16 protein-coding genes and 1 pseudogene are annotated in these 18,318 nt (G+C 69.4%); 11 read left to right on the forward strand and 6 right to left on the reverse strand.

Annotated elements, in window-relative coordinates:
• Positions 1-186: 186 nt before the first annotated feature.
• The 6 genes from QQM67_RS21025 to QQM67_RS21050 are packed head-to-tail and all read left to right on the forward strand — an operon-like array spanning position 187 to position 8,949.
• Positions 187-1,410: a cupin domain-containing protein gene (locus tag QQM67_RS21025; protein WP_314175523.1), complete on the forward strand. Its 1,224-nt coding sequence runs from the start codon at positions 187-189 to the stop codon at positions 1,408-1,410.
• A complete protein-coding gene (locus QQM67_RS21030; protein WP_314175524.1) occupies positions 1,407-2,258 on the forward strand; it encodes a fumarylacetoacetate hydrolase family protein in 852 nt (283 codons plus the stop codon). The genes QQM67_RS21025 and QQM67_RS21030 overlap by 4 nt, the downstream gene beginning before the upstream one ends.
• Before the next feature lie 26 nt (positions 2,259-2,284).
• Positions 2,285-2,854: a maleylpyruvate isomerase N-terminal domain-containing protein gene (locus tag QQM67_RS21035; RefSeq protein WP_314175525.1), complete on the forward strand. Its 570-nt coding sequence runs from the start codon at positions 2,285-2,287 to the stop codon at positions 2,852-2,854.
• A 27-nt stretch (positions 2,855-2,881) separates the two neighbouring features.
• Entirely contained in the window at positions 2,882-4,147 is a 1,266-nt protein-coding gene (locus QQM67_RS21040; RefSeq protein ID WP_314175526.1) for an FAD-dependent monooxygenase, read from the forward strand.
• 10 nt (positions 4,148-4,157) lie between these two features.
• On the forward strand, positions 4,158-4,493 hold the full coding sequence (locus QQM67_RS21045) for a trypco2 family protein (protein WP_314175527.1): 336 nt from the start codon (positions 4,158-4,160) through the stop codon (positions 4,491-4,493).
• 7 nt (positions 4,494-4,500) lie between these two features.
• The gene (locus QQM67_RS21050; protein ID WP_314175528.1) at positions 4,501-8,949 is read left to right on the forward strand and encodes a trypsin-like peptidase domain-containing protein; all 4,449 of its coding nucleotides are present in this window, start codon (positions 4,501-4,503) and stop codon (positions 8,947-8,949) included.
• A gap of 26 nt (positions 8,950-8,975) precedes the next feature.
• Here QQM67_RS21050 and QQM67_RS21055 read toward each other — a convergent pair whose 3' ends face one another.
• Positions 8,976-9,461, reverse strand: a complete 486-nt coding sequence (locus tag QQM67_RS21055) for an acyl-CoA thioesterase (protein WP_314175529.1) — start codon at positions 9,459-9,461, stop codon at positions 8,976-8,978.
• 442 nt (positions 9,462-9,903) lie between these two features.
• Between QQM67_RS21055 and QQM67_RS21060 the strand changes: the two genes are divergently transcribed.
• From QQM67_RS21060 to QQM67_RS21080, 5 genes and pseudogenes are all read left to right on the forward strand, one after another.
• Entirely contained in the window at positions 9,904-10,260 is a 357-nt protein-coding gene (locus QQM67_RS21060; RefSeq protein WP_314175530.1) for a hypothetical protein, read from the forward strand.
• Positions 10,261-10,522: 262 nt separating this feature from the next.
• Entirely contained in the window at positions 10,523-10,927 is a 405-nt protein-coding gene (locus QQM67_RS21065) for a hypothetical protein (RefSeq protein ID WP_314175531.1), read from the forward strand.
• A gap of 157 nt (positions 10,928-11,084) precedes the next feature.
• Positions 11,085-11,777 (forward strand): HAD family hydrolase, encoded by a 693-nt coding sequence (locus QQM67_RS21070; protein WP_314175532.1) that lies wholly within the window; start codon positions 11,085-11,087, stop codon positions 11,775-11,777.
• A gap of 102 nt (positions 11,778-11,879) precedes the next feature.
• Positions 11,880-12,464, forward strand: coding sequence for a GNAT family N-acetyltransferase (locus QQM67_RS21075; RefSeq protein ID WP_314175533.1), 585 nt, complete (start codon positions 11,880-11,882; stop codon positions 12,462-12,464).
• Positions 12,465-12,648: 184 nt separating this feature from the next.
• Positions 12,649-13,166, forward strand: a pseudogene (locus QQM67_RS21080) (DUF1203 domain-containing protein).
• 113 nt (positions 13,167-13,279) lie between these two features.
• Here QQM67_RS21080 and QQM67_RS21085 read toward each other — a convergent pair.
• The 5 genes from QQM67_RS21085 to QQM67_RS21105 form a co-directional block, all read right to left on the reverse strand.
• Positions 13,280-14,377 carry a hypothetical protein gene (locus tag QQM67_RS21085; protein ID WP_314175534.1) on the reverse strand — a complete coding sequence of 366 codons (1,098 nt, stop codon included), beginning with the start codon at positions 14,375-14,377 and terminating at the stop codon, positions 13,280-13,282.
• A 51-nt stretch (positions 14,378-14,428) separates the two neighbouring features.
• The gene (locus QQM67_RS21090) at positions 14,429-14,767 is read right to left on the reverse strand and encodes a hypothetical protein (protein WP_314175536.1); all 339 of its coding nucleotides are present in this window, start codon (positions 14,765-14,767) and stop codon (positions 14,429-14,431) included.
• 365 nt (positions 14,768-15,132) lie between these two features.
• Positions 15,133-16,344 (reverse strand): putative T7SS-secreted protein, encoded by a 1,212-nt coding sequence (locus QQM67_RS21095; RefSeq protein ID WP_314175537.1) that lies wholly within the window; start codon positions 16,342-16,344, stop codon positions 15,133-15,135.
• 30 nt (positions 16,345-16,374) lie between these two features.
• Positions 16,375-16,665: a WXG100 family type VII secretion target gene (locus tag QQM67_RS21100; protein ID WP_314175538.1), complete on the reverse strand. Its 291-nt coding sequence runs from the start codon at positions 16,663-16,665 to the stop codon at positions 16,375-16,377.
• Between the two features lie 351 nt (positions 16,666-17,016).
• The gene (locus tag QQM67_RS21105; RefSeq protein WP_314175540.1) at positions 17,017-18,279 is read right to left on the reverse strand and encodes a S8 family serine peptidase; all 1,263 of its coding nucleotides are present in this window, start codon (positions 18,277-18,279) and stop codon (positions 17,017-17,019) included.
• Positions 18,280-18,318: the final 39 nt, after the last annotated feature.

The raw sequence follows: 18,318 nt of genomic DNA on the forward strand, positions 1-18,318 counted from the left end.
CAAGAGGGAATTGCAAGCAGTCTGCCGTAGTACGGGCCGATCCGCCCGCACCCGATCCGCACCAGATCCGCACCCGCACCCACACCCGCACCCACACCCGGACCCGAAGCGGACACGGACACGGAGACGCCCCCGGACACAGCCCTGCGCACAGACACCCCCCCCCGCAAGCGAAGGAGCCCGGAAATGACCACCGCGCCGGTGCGCATCACCGCCTCCGACGGTCCCGGCCAGCCGGAACGCACCCCCCAACTGGAGGAGCTCTACAGGGGGTTCGAGTCCGAGCTGCTCGTGCCGCTGTGGACCGAGATCGGCGATCTGATGCCGCAGCAGCCCGACTCCCGTGCCCTGCCCCACACTTGGCGGTGGCGGAACCTGCTGCCGCTGGCCGAGCGGGCGGGGCGGCTCGTGCCCGTCGGGCGTGGCGGCGAGCGCCGCGCCATCGCGCTGGCCAACCCCGGCCTGGGCGGCGCCCCGTTCGCGACTCCCACTCTGTGGGCCGCGATCCAGTACCTCGGGCCGCGCGAGGACGCGCCCGTGCACCGGCACACGCAGCACGCCTTCCGTTTCGTCGTCGAGGGCGAAGGCGTCTGGACGGTCGTCGACGGCGACCCGGTGGCCATGCGCCGGGGCGACTTCCTGCTCACGCCGGGCTGGCACTTCCACGGGCACCACAACCAGAGCGACGCCCCGATGGCGTGGCTCGACGGCCTGGACATCCCCCTCTCGCACTACACCGGTTCGACGTTCTTCGAGTTCGGCCCGGACGAGGTCGAGGACCGCGGCACGCCCGGGCGCTCCCGCTCGGAGCACCTGTGGGCGCACCCGGGGCTCACACCCGTCTCGGCGGCTGGAACACCGCTGCCCAGCTCGCCCATCGCCGCGTACCGCTGGGAGCACACCGACCGTGCGCTGAACGACCAACTCGCCCTGGAGAAGGACGGATACGCCGGCGTCCTCGAACCGGGACACGCCGCGGTCCGGTACACCAACCCCACCACCGGCGGCGATGTGATGCCCACGATCCGCGCCGAGCTCCACCGGCTGCGCCCGGGCGCCGTGACGGCCACGCGCCGTGAGGTCGGCTCGTCCGTCTACCAGGTCTTCGACGGCGGCGGCACCGTACGCGTCGGCGAGCGCGAGTGGACGGTCTCGCACGGCGATCTGTTCGTCGTGCCGTCCTGGCAGCCGCTGAAGATCGCCGCGGGCGGCGGCGACGGGCTGGACCTGTTCCGGTTCAGCGACACCCCCGTCTTCGACCGGCTCCACCAGTCCCGCACCCAGATCGAAGCCACCGCCGACGACACGGCCCTCCAAGACAGGACCCCCGAAGACACGGCCCCCGAATTCACCGCCGCCGACGGCATTTCCGGAGCCGGCGGCGACCCCGCGGAAGGAGCCGCGCGTTGAAGCTCGCCACCCTGCGCACCGCGGACCGCCGCACCGAGGCCGTACGCGTCGACGACGACGGGGCCTGCACCGGCCTCGGATTCGCCGACGTCGGTGAACTCCTCGCCCAGGACGGCTGGTTGGACATCGCGGCCACCGCCGCCCCGGCGGCCGGCACGAGGCCGCCGCTCCACCCCGGCGACCTCGCACCGGTGGTTCCCCGGCCCGGCAAGGTGATCTGCGTCGGGCTCAACTACCGCAACCACATCCTGGAGATGGGACGCGAACTTCCCGAGCACCCCACCCTGTTCGCCAAGTACGCGGACGCCCTCATCGGCGCCCGCGACACGATCGAACTCGCCGAGGAGTCGCAACGTACGGACTGGGAGGCCGAGTTGGCGGTCGTCATCGGCGCGACGGTGCGCCGGGCCGACGACGAGCGGGCCGCGCGGGCGATCGCCGGTTTCACCGTCCTCAACGACGTCACGATGCGCGACTGGCAGTACCGCACCAAGCAGTGGCTGCAAGGCAAGACCTTCGAGAACACCACGCCCGTCGGGCCGTTGCTGGTGACGCCGGACGAGCTGCCCGGCGGCACCGCACCCGCGCTCACCATGACGTGCTCCGTGGACGACGAGACGATGCAGAAGGCCGACACCTCCGATCTGGTCTTCAAGCCGGTGGAGTTGGTGCGCTACATCTCCACCGTCCTCACGCTCCGCCCCGGCGACGTCATCGCCACCGGCACGCCCGGCGGCGTCGGGCACGCGCGGCAGCCGCAGCGCTATCTCACCGACGGCTCGCGCCTCGTCACCGAGATCGACGGCATCGGACGCCTCGACAACATCGCGCGGCGGGCCGAGCGTTGACCGGGTCAGCAGACGTACGACGCTGGATGGACGAGAACACGGCCCGCTTCCTGGCCACCGTCGACGCCCTGTCCGACGAGGACTTCGCCGAGGCCACGGCCCTGCCCGGCTGGACGCGCGCCCACGTCGTCGCGCACGTGCACTTCAACGCCGAAGCGCTGCGGCGGCTGCTGCACTGGGCCCGCACCGGCGAACGCACCCTGATGTACGAGAGCACGGGGCAGCGCGAATCGGAGATAGAGGAGGGCGCCGCCCTGCCGCCTCCCCGCCTGCGGGAGCTCGTGCGCGCATCGGCCGGAGACCTGTCCGCCGCCGCGGACGGGCTGCCGGGCGCGGCGTGGGACAACGAGGTCGTCACCGCGCAGGGACGCACCGTGCCCGCACGCTCGGTCCTGTGGCTGCGTACGCGCGAAGTGGCCGTCCACACGGTCGACTTGGACGCCGGTACGCGCTTCGAGGACCTGCCGGAAGACCTCAACACCGCGCTCGTGACCGACGCGGCACGCAAGCGCAGCACGGGCGGCGAGGCCGCACGGCTCGCCGCGTGGCTCACCGGGCGCGCGGCCGGGGCGCCGTCCCTCGGGCCGTGGCTGTAGCCGAAGCCTCCGCAAAGGACGACGAACGTGAACGCAGCAGCAGTCGACGCGAGCAGCGCGGGGAGCGCCGCGACGCCCCGGAGCCGCCCCGCCGCGCCCGCGGACGCGGACGTCACCGGCGCCGACGTCGTCATCGCGGGCGGCGGAATCGCCGGGCTGGGCAACGCCTGCGCCCTCGCCGCCGCCGGACACACGGTCCGGGTGCTGGAGAGAGCCCCGGACTTCACGGAGATCGGCGCCGGCCTGCAACTCGCCCCCAACGCCACCCGCGTGCTGCGTGACTGGGGACTTCTGGACGAGGTCGTCGAACTCGGCGTCCTGCCACGGCGGTTGGTCTTCCGCGACATGCTCGACGGCGCGGAGCTGAGCCGTCTCGACCTGGATGCGCGCTTCGAGGAGCGCTACGGAGCGCCGTATGTGCTGATCCACCGCAGCGATCTGCTCCGGATTCTCGTCTCGGCGTGCGAGCGCGCGGGAGTCGCCCTCGTGCCGGACCACGACGTCGAACGCGTCGAGACCGACGGGGAGTCGGCGGTCGTCCACGCGGGGGGCAGGCGCCACCGCGCCCGAGTGGCCCTGGCCGCCGACGGGTTGCGCTCCCGGCTGCGCGCCCGCCTGAGCGACGACGAGCCCGTGCCGTCCGGCTTCGTCGCCTACCGCGGTGCGTTCCCCGTGGCCGAGGTCGCCGACGGGCTCGGCGCCGACGCGCTGCGCGACGTCGTCGTCCACGTCGGCCCCGGCTGCCATCTGGTGCAGTATCCGTTGCGCTCCGGGGAGATCTTCAACACCGTCGCCGTCTTCGCCTCCCCCGGCTTCCGCCGCGGCGAGAGCGACTGGGGCGGCCCGGACGAACTGGACGCGGCGTTCGCCGGCGCCTGCGAGAAGGCCCGGCGGGGGCTGAAGTCCCTGTGGCGCGACCGCCGTTGGCCGATGTACGACCGCGAGCCCATCCCACGGTGGGTCGACGGCCGCCTGGCCCTCACGGGAGACGCCGCCCATCCGATGCTCCAGTACCTCGCGCAGGGCGCCTGCCAGGCGCTGGAGGACGCGGCCTGCCTGGCGGCCGAGACCGTGAGGCACTCCTCGCCCGGGGGCGGCTGCGACTGGCCGCGCGCCCTGCGTGCGTACGAAGCCGCCCGTACGGTCCGTACGGCCCAAGTGCAGTCGGCCGCGCGGGTGTGGGGCGAGACCTGGCACGTGGACGGCTTCGCCCGCACCCTCCGCAACACCCTCTTCCGCGACCGCGACCCCGCCGACTTCCGGCACATCGACTGGCTCTACGCCGATCAATAGAATCGGCTGCATGGCGTCCAACGGGGAACGACCGATCGAACTGTCCGAACTGGTACGGCAGTTACGAGCGGAACTGAAGGCAGCGGCAGCGGAGGGCGCGGAGGCGGGCGAGACCCTCCAGTTCGACGTCGGGCCGGTCGAGATCGAGGCGACGGTGGCGGCGACCCGCGAGGCCGGGGGGAGCGGCAAGGTCCGCTTCTGGGTCGTCGACGCGGGCGGCGACAGCAGGTTCACCCGTTCCGAGACCCAGCGGATCACGCTGACCCTCAACCCGAAGACGGTGCGGCCCGACGGTTCGGCGCACTCCCCGCGGATCTCCGGCCCCGCGGTCGACGGCGAGCGCTGACGCAGGCGTGAGCGGCTTTGCCGGAGAGCTGAGGCGTCACGTCGTCGAGGTCATCGTGGACATGCCCTGCCGCGGCGAGGAGCGGGCGTCGGGCTATCTCGTCGCGCCCGGCAAGGTGCTGACGGCTGCGCACGCGCTCAAGGGAGAGTCCGGGGTCCAGGTGCGGTTCGACGCCGACCGCCCGGCGGAGCGCAAATACCCGGCCACGGTGGCATGGAGCAACACGGACGCCGACATCGCCGTACTCGAATTCGACCCGCGGGGAGCGCACGAGGGGGCGGACGGGCCGTACGAGCCCGAACAGACGGACGTCCGCGCCTCGTTCGGCAAGGCGGGCGAGGGCACCGAGGAGATCGACTGCACGGTCGCCGGCTTCCCTCTCTTCAAGCTCCGGGACTCCCGGTACCGCGACTCGGAGCACGGCTTCGCCCGCTGCGCGCCGTTCTCCAACCGGCGAGAGGGCACCCTCGATCTGCGGATGAGCAGCCCGCCCTCCTCCACGGCGGACCCTCGCCCCCGCGAAGACGCCGAGGAGCCCCACGCTGCGCACACGGCGGACGACTCGCCCTCGTACGAGCCGTGGGAGGGCATGTCCGGTGCCGCGGTGATCTCCGCGGGAAGGATCATCGGCGTCGTCGTCAACCATCACCGCGCCGACGGGGGCCGGCTCGCCGCGGCCAGGATCGACCGCCTGCCGGACCACCTCACCACCGCCGAACTCGACTACCTCGCCTCCCTGTTGGGCTGCGAAAGCCTGCACCCCGACGACCTGCCGGACGTGAGCCTCCGGCTGCCCGAGGGCGTCCGCACGCACAGGCAGGAACTCGCACGGTCCGCGATCCGGGACAAGTACCTCACGGACAGCCAGATCCGCTTCGTCAGCCCCGGCGACAAGCACAAGGCCGAACCCGACCGCATCCTCGAGCGGCTGTCCGCGGCGGCGGCGCCGGGAGCGAAGTACGACTCCCTGGGCGTGCTGCTGGTGGGCGTGGCCGGGACGGGCAAGACCCGCACCTGCTTCGAGGTGGCGGCCCGTGCCGAGAGGAAGGGGTGGTTCGTACTGCACATCGGGGCGGACACCCCCGTCCCCGCAGAGCAGTTGGCGGCCACGGTGGGCAGCCTGTCCGCGCGGGGGAAGCCCGTGCTGCTGGTGCTGGACTATCTGGACAGCTACTCGCAGCTCGGCCTTGCCGAGTTCGGCCAGAAGCTGGAGGAGCTGCCCACCGCCGCGTCGGTCAGGGTCGCCTGCATCGCCTCCGCCCGCCCCGGGAGCGTGCAGAGCCTCCAACGCCGCGGCCAGCTCCACTTCTTCGACCGCGTGGACGTCTGCCAGGACAAGAAGTTCCAGGACGACGTGGCCGAGGGCATCGTCGCCAAGGCCGCCCCGGAGGCCGTCGCAGAGTACGGCATAACGCAGATCGCCGAGGTGTGCGGGAGCCGTCCCGTCCTCGCTCTGCTGATCGCCAAGGCGATCGAGTCGCACGTGCGCGACGGCGTGGACGACGCGCTGAGTCTTCCCGGGCTGCGCAACGACCGCGGCCTGTCCCGCTGGTTGCAGCAGCGCACGGGCGAGGACTTCAAGCACCGGCAGACGAGTCTGCTGGCGTCCGCCGTCGCGGCCGCCTCGTGCACCCAGGACGGGCCGGAGGTGAAGCGGGCGGTCGGCTCGTTCCTCGAACGCCACGACGACCGGGAGTTCATGGTCAAGCCGGTCGGTGTCGTCGGGCGCCTGCTGAAGCTGGGCTGGCTGCTCTCCTCGGACGGCACCGTCGACGGCGAACTCGACGTCGTACACGACTTCGTGGCCGACGAGCTTCTCCAACAGGCGCTGCTGCCCGACCCGTTGCAGCTGGAGGGCGTGGTCGCCGAGAGAATGTTCTCCGCCTTCCTCGCCACCACCCGTACGTTCCGCCTCGCCGCCGACCATGTGCGCCGGTGGAGCGCCGACCTCGACCCGATGACGCGGGACGAGGTGCGGCAGACCTGCGAGGACTGGCTCGCGTCCCCAAGCCCGGGCGACGGGAGCCCCGGTGAAGGCCGGGGCGACGGCCTCCGCGACGGCTGCCTCGAAGCCCGCCTCGCCGCCGAGACGGACCTCGCCGAGAGCGCCCGCACGCTGCTGACCCTGCTCTCGGGACCGCCGTGGCAGTCCGGCGTCGTACTGTCCTGGGACCGGCTCGTCGAACCCTGGCTGCGCAGGGCGGAGACCGAGGCACCGCACCTCGCGCACACGCTGTTCGCGCACGCCGTACGGAACACCTCCGACGCCGTCCCCGAGCGCCTCGCCGCAGCCGCCCTCGACTGGCAGGCGCAGCACCCCGCTCGAAGGCGCGAGACCCGGTCCGTGCTGGAAGCCCTGCTGCGGGCGACGGGCCTGGCCGCGGAGCAGCGGTCGACCGCCGCGCTGCGGGCCGTGGAGTGGTTCGAGACCCACGGCCTCACCTGGGACGGCAGGCCGCTGATCAGCGCACTGCTCGCGCGGGACGACCTCGACCCGGACGTCGCCGAACGGGCCGTCGGCATCGCCCTCACCGTGGCCTCCCGGCATCTGGGCGCCCCGCCCACGGCCCATGTGCTGCGCCCGCTCCTGCGCCGCGGCGCACCGGAACCCGGCCGGCCCGACGAGGCGTACGCGCTCGCCGTCGCCTGGCTCAAGCGCCACAGGAGCGCGGACGTGGCCTCCTTCGTCCTCGCGGAGCTGCTCGTACGGGAGGACCTGGACGAGAAGCAGTCGACCCAGGTGACCGACCGGGCCCTCAACTGGCTGACCGCGCAAGGCCCTTCGCCCGTCGCCTCCTTCGTGCTGCGCCGCCTGCTCGGCCGCCAGGACCTGCGGGGGAGCCGCGCCGGCCTGGCCGCCGACCTGGCGGTCGGCTGGCTCGCGAAGCACGGCACGGACCAGGACGCGACGTATGTGCTCCAGCCGCTCCTCCCCATGCTCCAGCGCTGCCCTCCCGACGAGGACGGGGCAGCCGCGGGCCCCACGGATGGCACCGATGACGGTACGGACGCGGCCGAGGGCAGCACAGAGGCGACCGAGGGCCGTACGGACCAGGCCGTGCGCCATGCCCTGGAGTGGCTCGACGCCCACCGCACCCGCGACGACGCGCACTTCGTGCTCCGGGCCGTGCTGGAGAAGCCGGGCCTGCTCCGCGAACCGGCGAAGCAGGCCGCCGAAGCGGCCCTCGTCTGGCTGCGTACCGGAGCGCACGGCAAGCAGGAGTGGGCGAGATCGGTCCTCGGGCCGCTGCTCAAGTACCGCGGGCTGCCCGGGGCCCGGGAGCACTGCGCCGCCGCGATGCGCTGGCTCGACGCCGAGCCCAGAACCGGCTCGGACGAGACCAGCTTCGTCCTCGATCCCCTGCTGAGCCAGCCCGCGCTGGGCAAGCATGCCGCGGACGCCGCCCGCCACGCCCTCGCCTGGCTCGGGAACCACGGCGAGTCGCCGAACGCCCCGTTCGTGCTCAAGCCGCTGCTCTCGCTGAACATCTCGCTGGACGAACCGGCGGACGAGCCGGCGGACGTCCGCGCCGGTGACCGGGAACCGGTCGATCCCGCGGTCGGCGCCGGGCTCGACTGGCTTGCCACGCACGGCACTTCACCGGTGGCACGCTTCGTACTGCGCCCCTTGCTCAAGCACCGGAACGGCGGCGTGCGCGGGGCTCCGCACGCCCTGGCCTGGCTGAAGCCGGCCTCCAACCGCACCGACACCACCGCGTCGTTCGTGCTCGGACCGCTGCTGACCTGCCCCGGCCTGGACGCGGACTCCGCCTCCGACGCCGTCGAGCACGCCCTCGACTGGCTGGACGTCCACCACGGCACGCGCAGCGCACAGTGGGTCCTGGACCCTTTGCTCGACCGCCACTTGGCCGGGCGGGAACCGCAGCGGAGCCGGCTCGTGGGACGCGTCCTCGACTGCGCCGACGACGGCCACGCGGCCCTGTCGAGACAGCGTCTGCGTGCCCTGTGCCGCGAGGACCCGCTGCCCGGCGACCTGGGCACCCGTATCGCCCGGCACGTGCTGGCGGAGGCCCGTTCCGAGGAGAGCATCGGCGCCGTACGGCTGCTGGCCGGGGCCCTGGAGCGCGAGGACGTCCGTACGGACGAGGCCGGCGCCCTGGTGGACCTGGCTCTGGAGCGGCTGCGCAGCGACCGCTACGCCGACTCCGTCGAGGGAAGGCTGCTCCGCGCACTCCTCTCCCGGACGGACCTGAAGGCCGGACCCGGCGGCGAGACCGTCAACCGGGCGATGAGCTGGCTCGGCGCGCACTCCTCGCGCCCGTACGCCGAGGACGTCATGGCGGCCCTGCTCGAACCGCCCGGCGGACGGCCCGTCCTCACGCCGTCGCAGGCGGAGGCGTGCGCGCGGCTGGCCGCCGACTGGCTCGACGCGGCGGAGAGTACGGACGAGCCCGGCGCCCTCCGGCTGGCGGAGATCCTCAAGCGCCGCCGGTGATGCTCCCGCCGGGAGGTCAGACCCCGTCAGATCCCCGGGTCGTAGTCGCTCAACAGGGCCCGCGCACGGGTCAGTTGCTCCTCCGGGAACGGGCAGGAGCCCCGTACCGCCGTGTCGAAGTGGACCCCCGTCAGCACCGTGAGGGCGGCCACCTCACCGGTCGCGGCGTTCTCCATGCGGTGGCAGAAGCGGATCACCTTCTCCCGCACCTCCAGCAGCGCGGAACGCACCAGCACGATGTCTCCGGCCATCAACTCCCGCCGGTACGAGATCCGTTGGTCGACGGCGACCATGCCGCGCCCGCTGGTGCGCAGATACTCGGGCGTGATGCCGAAGGTCGCGAAGAGCTGCCAGGTGGCCTCGTCGAACTTCCCGACGTACCACATGACGTTCATGTGCCCCATCTGGTCGCAGTGCCAGGGGTAGACCGTCCCGCGGTACGTCACCTCCAGCCTGGCGGCACCGGAATCGGCATCGGCATCGGCATCGGCATCGGCACGGGCCTCGGTCATGAGCGTCGTCTCTCCCTCACTCGTTCCGGCTCCGCACCGGCCCGCTCGTTCGCCGGCCGTGCCCGGCTCGCCCCCGGCCCTGATCCCGGTCGCGGACACCGACTCCCGGTACGTTAGCGGACGTTAACCGGCGCCGTGAACCGCAGCCGTGAACCGGAGCCGTGAACAGGGGTCTTCGAGCCTTCGAGGGGGCACGAGGGCCGCGGGGCGGGCGGTGCCCGTGTGGCTTCGCGCGGCGGCGCGTGGCTTTCGCGCGGGCGGCGGAGGCCGGAAGGCCGTCCCTCGGTGTCCCCGCGTCGTGTCAGCACGCCTCGCTTCCCCGCAGGTCAGCGACCACTCGTCCCACGGTGTCCCTCGAAGGACGGCATCCCTGGACCCGGTTCGGCCGCCCCACGCACGGTGGGCGCATCGACCGACCGAACCGAACCACGAGGGGACCATCATGAGACTGCGCAAGCACCTGGCCACCGCAGCGGTGGCCGGGGCGCTCGTTGCCGGGATCGCGGTGCCGGCCGGCGCGGCAACGCATGCCGCCCAGCCGACGTCCGGTCAAACGGCGACCGTGTCCTCGCTCTGCGGGGCGTACGCGAGCGGAGATCAGACCGCCTACTCCGACTGCCGCCCGAACCAGGCGCAGTACACCCACCGCATCATTCTTCAGTGCACCGATTTCGAGGGCGGCCTGTACGAGAAGGCGGGCCCGCGGGTCGGGGGCTACAGCGTCTCCAAGGCCAAGTGCAACGGCGTGCTCGACTCCCGGCACCGCTATTGGTCGGAGGGGTACCCCGAATCGCCCTAGACCGTCCGGAGAGAGCACGGCACGCACAGTGAGCCGGACTCGGGCTCGGACTCGGACTTGGACACGCCGGGTCCGAGCCCGGCTCAGGTGCCAGGTGCGGAGCAGTGCGGGGCCTGGCCCGGTGTCAGAGGAGCAGGCAGGCCCGGCGGTTGCCCTAGGACGCGAGGCACGACATGCTCATCTCGCCGCGGCGCCAACCGCCCGTAGTCTCCCGACATCCGAATCCGTACGTTTCCGACTCGCAGCGCCGCAGGGAGAGTTGATGCACCCGACAGCCGTCGAGCGGAACTTCCGTGTCCGCGCCACCCGGCAGCTGGGCTGGGGTGCCGTTCTCCTCGCGCTCGCCGCGGTGTCCTGGATCTACTCCGCGTGGACGGTGTTCACGCCGTACACGCTGGAGTCCTGGCACGTGGATTGCCCGGCGCCCGCCTTCTCCGACCGGAGCGGCATCTACAGCCCCGACTTCCAGCAGACGGCGGAGGAACGGCACTGCGCGGGCGCCCGCGACTGGCCCGGCCCGGTCTCCGCCCTGGTGGTCTCCACACCGCTGGCCACGGTCGGCGCGGTCCTCTTCACCTCGGGCTCCGTGACCCGGCGGACGATCGACCACGAGACGCAGCTGCGACGCGCACGGGAGGACGAGGAGAAGCGCCGCTCCGGCAGCTGAGCACATCGACGCACGACGCCCGGCGCCGGACCCGGCCCCGCTCTGCTCCCGCTCCCGCTCCCGCTCCCGCTCCCGCCGAGAAAACCCCTGGCAGCCTCGACGGCACCCGGATTACCGTCCGGGCTGTGCGCACGGGCTCGTTCGGGGAGGTTCCAGGTTGAGGCGCGACCGCCAAGTGCTCGTCTTCGACGCGGACGACACGCTGTGGGAGAACAACGTCCTCTTCGAGCGCGTCATCGAGGACTTCCTCGACTGGCTGGCCCATCCCACCCTCGACAGGCACCAACTCCGGGCCGTACTGGACGACATCGAGAAGGCGAACACCGTCGTCCACGGCTACGGCACCCGGTCGCTGCTGCGCAGTCTCGCCGACTGCGTCGAGCGCCTGCGCAGCAGGCCCGCGACGGCCCAAGAGCACGACGAGATCGAGAAGTTGGCGGCGGCGCTCATCGACCTCCGCGTGGAGCTGATACCGGGAGTCGCCGAAACGCTCACCGCCCTCGGCGACCGCCACGACCTCCTGCTGCTCACCAAGGGCGACCCGGACGAACAGCAGCGCAAGATCGACATGTCCCGGCTGGCGCACCACTTCCGGGAGATCGGCATCGTCCCGGAGAAGAACCACGAGACGTACCGCCGGTTCATCGAGACGCACGGCCTGACGCCCGCCACGAGCTGGATGATCGGCAACTCCCCGAAGTCGGACATCCTCCCCGCGCGCCAGGCCGGCATGAACGCGGTCTTCATCCCCAACCAGCACACCTGGGTCCTCGAACACGGCGAACTCGACCACTCGGACGACCAGGTCCTCCACCTGCGCAGCTTCCGCGAACTCACCGAGCACTTCTGAGCCGACCGACCACCACTGGGCCCGGCCGACCACTTCTGAGCCCGGCCGACGCACGCACCGTGCGCTGACCGTCAGGTCACCGATCCCGCCGCTGGAGGCACGATGTACGCGGTACCGCTGGGCGACGACGGCGCGGAGCTGCGCCCGCTCGAACCGTGGCAGGCCGAGGAGTTCCTCATCCACATGGACCGGGGCCGCGAGTTCATCGGGCAGCACATCGGACTGCCCGACGCCGTAACGGACTTGGCGTCCAGCCGTTCGTTCCTCCAGTCGTACGCGGAGAAGACCGCGTCCGACACCGGGCGCATCCACGGCATCTGGACGGCGGAGGGCACGCTGGTCGGCGGAGTCCTGTTCCGCACGATGGACGTCGCGCGGGGCACCGCCGAGGCGGGCTGCTGGCTGGAGCCGGCGGCGGCCGGCAGGGGCCTGGTCACAAGGGCGTCACGCGTGATCATCGACTGGGCCGTCGAGGAGCGCGGCATCCACCGCGTGGAATGGGTGGTCTCCGCGGACAACGCCCCCAGCATCGCCGTGGCCCGCCGACTCGGAATGACGAGGGACGGCGTGCTGCGCGAGAGCTATCCGTACCGGGGCAGGCGGCGGGACATGGAGGTCTGGTCGGTGCTCGCCCCGGAGTGGCGGCGGTGGCGCGCGGGCGGGGAGCCGGCGAGCCGGACATCGTGACCTGACGGTCACCCGTGCGGCAGCCATGCCGCGCCGGCCGTGCTGCGGCAGCCACCCGCACGGCGAAGCCCGACTCCGCCCCGGCTCCGCTCAGCTCCCTGCCGTCGCCGGCCCTTCAACACCGCCGGTCTACGGGTCCGATTCCCGCCAGCAGCCCCGCGGGCCGTCCGCGCACTCTGGCTCCATGACTGCATACACACCCCCCCCATCCCTCCCTCCGTTCTCAAGGAACTCCGGGACACGGACGACGCCGGGCGGCCCCTCGCCCCGTACACCGCCCGCGAGGACGGCGTTCCGATCAACTGCGTGGGCAGTCCCCTGCGTTGCTGCCTGCGGCCCATCGAGCCCGGTGAGCGGGTCGCGCTCGTCTCGTACGCGCCGCTGCGACGCTGGGCCGCGGCGACCGGGGCCGAACCCGGCGCCTACGACGAGTCGGGGCCGGTCTTCGTGCACGCCGAGGAGTGCGACGGCCCGCGGGACGCCCCGGGCTACCCCTTCGCGCGGCCGGGAGCGCTGCGCACCGTCCGCCGCTACAACGCCACGGGCCACATCGTCGGCGGCAGCCTCTTCGAGATCCCCGAGGACGCCGGGGCGGGATTCGACCGGGCGCTGGGAGAGGCGTTCTCCCGGCCAGACGTGGAGCTCGTACACGTACGAGCCGTCGAGTACGGCTGCTTCCTGTTCGAGGTCCGCAGGCCGTAGACGAGACGCCCCCGGAAACGGCCCCTCGGAACCTTTCCGAGCGGGCCGCCCTCCCGAGAGCCGGCATCGGTCCTCCTGCCGCGGACGCGCCCGGTAAGCGTTGACCGGCTACTTCACCCGAAGTCTGACGACAACCTGGTGTCGTTCCTGCGCCAACAGGCGGAGGAGACACGCACATCAATCCGCGACTCTGCTATCCAGCCGGAAACGTCGACCCGGAAGGTCGCACCAGTTTCGTCGCACACCGACCAGGAGAGCTTTCGAGTGGGTTGATCAACCCCGGCCTGATCCACATCATTTTGGACGGCTGCGGAATCCACTACTCGGTCGAGTACAGCTTCAATATCCCCGTCCGGCAACACGCTGATTCCCCACCTGTGCTCCGCCACACATGCTGCCCTGAGTCCCTTGCTCCAACACTCATCGCATACGATCGCACTGACTCCGTCTCCGCCTTCAAGAACCTGACCGTGACACTGCAGCAGATCCATAACGCGACTGGATTGCAAGTGCAGGGTTGCGGTCATGTCTTCGCTGATCGAAGGCTTCTGAGGAGTAGCCGAGATTTCCGCCAACCGCCGCTGTTCAGCAATCTCTTCGTCCGTAGTCCAATCAATGGTTCGGAGGATCTCCGCGAAGAGTTCAGAGTACAGATCCCAGTCTTCGAGTGAGGTTGTACTCAGTTCAAACACCAGAAAATCTTTGCCATACGGGATCGGAACATACGCTTGGATGATATTTCTGGCAACGATATGCGTTGTACCGTCCGGCGACAGGTCCGCCGGCATGGAAATAGGCGAGGCCGCTATTCGCGTCACTGCCCAGACACGTGGAAGCTCCACAGTCCGAATGTCGTCGTCCGGATAGGCACTCCTCAGTGCCGCCTCCGCGGTTTCGCAAGCCTCCTGCTCGTCCGAGGCCTCGTGGGCACTACGACTTACAAGAACAGTTGCCATGCTCGGTCTGCCGTCGATGTCCAGGAAGGCCATACCCGCGTACACCGCGTTGGCCACCTCCACCAATTGCGCCACGAGGTGGAAAAGGACTACGGCAAACTGGGCCTGGTCGTCATCATCCCGATTTTCCAAGATGGTTCGCGAAAGATCGCAGACCTTGTCGACCAGGTCATCTTCGTCGACTGCTTCGAGCGGCAGATCCTGCATGAAGGACGGCATGATCCACCCGAGCCGAGCCTCGGTGGTGAGATTCACGACTCAACTCCGCCTGTGTACCTCGAACATGATGAGAGATCTCCGTGCGTGTCAGGAGGGGGGAATTGGATCGGTGATGCGGAGAGTCCCGGGGAAGACTTCCGGGAAATCCGGAAACCCAACTGCCGGTTGACCGTTGAGCGTCATCCAGGAACCATCAGTGAAGCCGATCTGATAGCCGCCCCGATCCAACTTCCTTCGCGTATCCCGAGTCCACAGAACGTTAGAACGGTCTTGCTGCCATCCTGATTCCGCGACCTTCGCAAAGTTCTGTGTGCGAGAGGCATCTTGAACGTAGAACATCACTAGCCGCTTTTCTGTCACCGCGAGAAACACCATGAACCGTGTCTTGGATTTCGGTTGCGTAGCGACGAGCAGCTTTCCGCCCATGCTGTCCCAGGTCCCGAACTGCCAACCAGCCGTTATATGACTAGGGCGCGCAGACGTCGAGTTCTGCCGAAGCCTTTCTCGCTCATCCGGGCTTGAGGGAAGCCTGACGTCCGAAGTCGGTGGCAACGTTCCCGTAAGAAGCCTGAAGGGCCATGTCACCGCCCGCCTCAACGCAGAACCCGATCTTTCGTGACCGGCAAGAATCTCCGGCTGCCTTGAACGGGAGATTTGAATTTCTGCGTCAGGTCCGTCAGCAACAGCGAACAGGCCTGTCAGGCGCTCTCCTTGAGAGAATTCCTCCGCCCAGGCAACAACCTTCCCAACGGCCGAAGGACTCTGCCATTTCGTTGCCATGTATCTGCCTCTCAGCTTGCCAGGGCGCCGTGAAACTTACTGCCACTGGGTGTCTTGGCTGCGGTGGCAGATTCGTTGCCGCCAGTCATGCGCTCATATACACCGTGCGCGACAGAGCCGGTCTTGATGGTTATCTGCGAGACTCCGTTGAACGTCTTGACGGCGTCATCGGACATCTCTTTCCCGAAGCGGCCGAGTATTTTTTGCGTCGGCCCGGTGATGAGGTACCTCTGCGAGAACGAATCACGCGTCCGCTCACCGGCTACCCTGGCGAACTGCGCCAATCGCCCACCAGCATTCGCCGCGGGCTTGATCAATTTTCCGGCTGCACCTATGCCGGGCAGCACGCCGAAGGCATCCAGACCGACCTTCCAGCCAGGGGTCCCGTTCCCCCGCGCGTTGCCCATCCAATGTCCTGCCATCGCTCCTGCTGCGCACACGCCCGCTGCCACAGCCAGCACACCGCCCGCAATGTTGCCGACAACAGGGACGAACTGCAGCGCCAAGGCAGCAGCACCGAGGCCGGCAGAAATGTTGGACAGCAAGTCCGCGTTGTCCACGAGCCAGTCCTTGAATCCGTCCCAAGCGCCCTTGAGGCCGTCGGCCATGCGGTCCCAGAAACCCAGGTCCGGTGGGTGATTCTCCGATGCCTCCAGGATCGCGCGTTCGGCGTCGCCCGCGCGGTCCTTCCAGTTGGCGTGGATGCGTTCACCCTCACGGATCAGATCGTCCAGGCGATCGTTGGCTGCCATGGCGTCCCGTCGGGCATTCTCAAGCTGAGCGTTGATGCTGTCGGCCTTTTCCGCATCCATCGACACACCGAACGACCCTTCATACTTGTCGTAGAGAGCCTTGTGGTGTGCGTTCTTCTCATCGGCCCGTTTGCGGGCCTCGACCGCATCGGACTCCAGCTTCTCGGCCTGCTTCTGGAACGCCTCCAGCTTCGTCTGCCACCCACGCAGGGCCTTCGCACACTCCTGCATTGAATCGGTGCCCTGCTTAAGGTACTTGGGCAGCTCGCCGAGCTTCTTGGAGAACCTCTCCGCAGCGTCACCCTCCCACCAACTGCCCTGCTCTCCGGCGTTCTTGATGAGTTCGTGCAGCTCGTCGAGCTCCTCACCGACAGCTTTGACGTCTGAGGCCAGGAGCCCAAGGGCTTCCGTGTCGCCCTTGGCCGGATTGAATCCCAGGCCGGGCCAGCTTCCGTCGTCCTCGATGAACATGCTGCGCCATGACATGTGCTGTTTCCCCCCTCAACCCTTGCCGAAGCTCTTGGCGTTCGCCTCGTCGCCGGCCTTGTACGCGTCAATGGTGGTCTTGAGACGGTCCTTGATGTCCTTGGACGCGTCCTCGATGCGCTTGATCCCGTCCTCCCACTCCGACTGGAAGGTGTCGCAGGCATCGTCCAGACCGTCCGTGCCCAGTGTCTTGGGCCCGACCTTGTTCAGACGCGTTCTTGCCTGCTGCATGCGTTCGGTGGACTCGCCCAGTTTGTTCAGCACCTGCTCTGCGCGCTGGATGTCGATTCGGAAATCTGCACTCACAGCTCAGCCCCCGTTTAATGGCGTCGCGTTGAAAGATGTCGGAAGGGCAACGCTAGGTGCCCACCCACAGGGTATGCAACGAGCCCTCCGCGGTGCGCAGTTGGCCCATACATAGCCATCCGGTGCAGCTCAGACACCGTTCGACTATGTCGTCTTGGAGCAGAAGCGACTTCAAAAATCCACAATTGGCACCCGACCTCAACGTTTTCAGGCCGCTGGCGGTACGGGGCGTTGCCGAGGACAAGGAGGCCGGGTGTAGGTGTCTTGGCATGCGGTGCACTTCGCAACAACTCGAAGATGAAGCCCGAACGCTGGCGACGTTGCCTGACCGCGATAGCGCGAAGGATCCGGTCAGTTGTACGGCGACTGCTGCGGCGGCATCGACTGCTGCTGCGGAGGAACCCCGTACCCGGGGCCCTGGCCGGGCGGGTACGCGTAGCCGCCAGAGGCTCCGGGGCCTCCGGGGCCGGGGCCGTTGTTCCGGTTCCTATTGCGGCGGGACCTCACGACGAGAAGCACGATGACGCCGACGACGAGGAGACCCAGGACGCCGATGACGGACCAGATGATGACGAACTTCTGGTCCGCCTGCTCCTGAAGCGCTTGCGACTCCTGCTCCTTCTCGGCGGCCTTCGCGTCGTCCTTGAGAGCCTGAGGGACGGAGAGCGGGCCGTACTTGGACCCCTTGGGGATGTCCTTCTGAAGCGCCGCGAGGGGCCGGATCGCACCGTATCCGTACCGCTCGTCGGGGAGCTTCGCGCCCTTCTCGGACGCGGGCATCTTCGCCGTCTTGGTCAGGCGGTTGACGACCTGGCCTGCGGTCAGATCGGGGTACTTCGCCTTGACGAGCGCGGCAGCGGCGGAGACGTAGGCGCAGGCATCGGAGGTGCCGTCTCCGATGCCGTATCCATTGAGGTTGCTGGGCCCTCCGGAGGAGACGATCTTCGCGGCCGGCGCGCTCAGCAGCGTCTGCTTGCCGCGGTTCGACCCGTCCCAGAAGGTGCCGTCCTTGTTCAGGCCACTTGCCGCCACAACTCCGGCATAGGCGGCCGGATATCCGACAGCGCCCCCGTCGTTGCCGGTCCCCCCGACGATGACGACGTCGTGCTTCAGGGCGTAGCCGATGGCCTCCGACTCCGCTTGTTCGTCCTCGGGCTTGTCCTGCTTCTGAGAGATGTTGATCACGGAAGCGCCGTGGTCGACGGCGTAGCGGATCGACGACGCGTATCCGTCGTCGCGGTACCCCTGATCGCGGATGGGGAGGATCTTGGCCTCTGGTGCCAGGCCCATGACGCCGTCGCCGTTCCCCGGCCCATGGCCGTGACCGGCGATGACCGAAGCGATGCCCGTACCGTGGTCGTCGCCCTGTTTCGGAGCCGTGGAACCACCGTCGATGAAGTCCTTGCCCTTGAGGACATTCCCCTTGAGGTCGCGGTGGTTCGCGTTGACACCGTCGTCGACGACGGCGACGGTCTGCCCCTTGCCCTTGGTTGTGCTCCAGATGGACTCGGCATCAAGGGACTTCAGTGCCCACTGGTCGTTTCTCACCTGATCGGCTGCGGCGTTCGGTGCCGAAGCGAACAGCAGGGCCCCTGTCAGCGCTGCGCTGCTCATTACGCGAAAGGTCCGCGAGATGCCCATCTGTCGAATCCT

Origin of the sequence: Streptomyces winkii, assembly GCF_032248595.1 — a bacterium.
GTDB lineage: Bacteria > Actinomycetota > Actinomycetes > Streptomycetales > Streptomycetaceae > Streptomyces > Streptomyces winkii.

Excerpts from the sequence above, each read along its gene's own strand:
- QQM67_RS21105 (WP_314175540.1), bottom strand. The coding sequence starts at position 18,279 with ATGAGCAGCGCAGCGCTGACAGGGGCCCTGCTGTTCGCTTCGGCACCG.
- QQM67_RS21035 (WP_314175525.1), top strand. The coding sequence starts at position 2,285 with ATGGACGAGAACACGGCCCGCTTCCTGGCCACCGTCGACGCCCTGTCC.
- QQM67_RS21045 (WP_314175527.1), top strand. The coding sequence starts at position 4,158 with ATGGCGTCCAACGGGGAACGACCGATCGAACTGTCCGAACTGGTACGG.
- QQM67_RS21025 (WP_314175523.1), top strand. The coding sequence starts at position 187 with ATGACCACCGCGCCGGTGCGCATCACCGCCTCCGACGGTCCCGGCCAG.
- QQM67_RS21065 (WP_314175531.1), top strand. The coding sequence starts at position 10,523 with ATGCACCCGACAGCCGTCGAGCGGAACTTCCGTGTCCGCGCCACCCGG.
- QQM67_RS21060 (WP_314175530.1), top strand. The coding sequence starts at position 9,904 with ATGAGACTGCGCAAGCACCTGGCCACCGCAGCGGTGGCCGGGGCGCTC.
- QQM67_RS21055 (WP_314175529.1), bottom strand. The coding sequence starts at position 9,461 with ATGACCGAGGCCCGTGCCGATGCCGATGCCGATGCCGATGCCGATTCC.
- QQM67_RS21095 (WP_314175537.1), bottom strand. The coding sequence starts at position 16,344 with ATGTTCATCGAGGACGACGGAAGCTGGCCCGGCCTGGGATTCAATCCG.
- QQM67_RS21090 (WP_314175536.1), bottom strand. The coding sequence starts at position 14,767 with ATGGGCGGAAAGCTGCTCGTCGCTACGCAACCGAAATCCAAGACACGG.
- QQM67_RS21075 (WP_314175533.1), top strand. The coding sequence starts at position 11,880 with ATGTACGCGGTACCGCTGGGCGACGACGGCGCGGAGCTGCGCCCGCTC.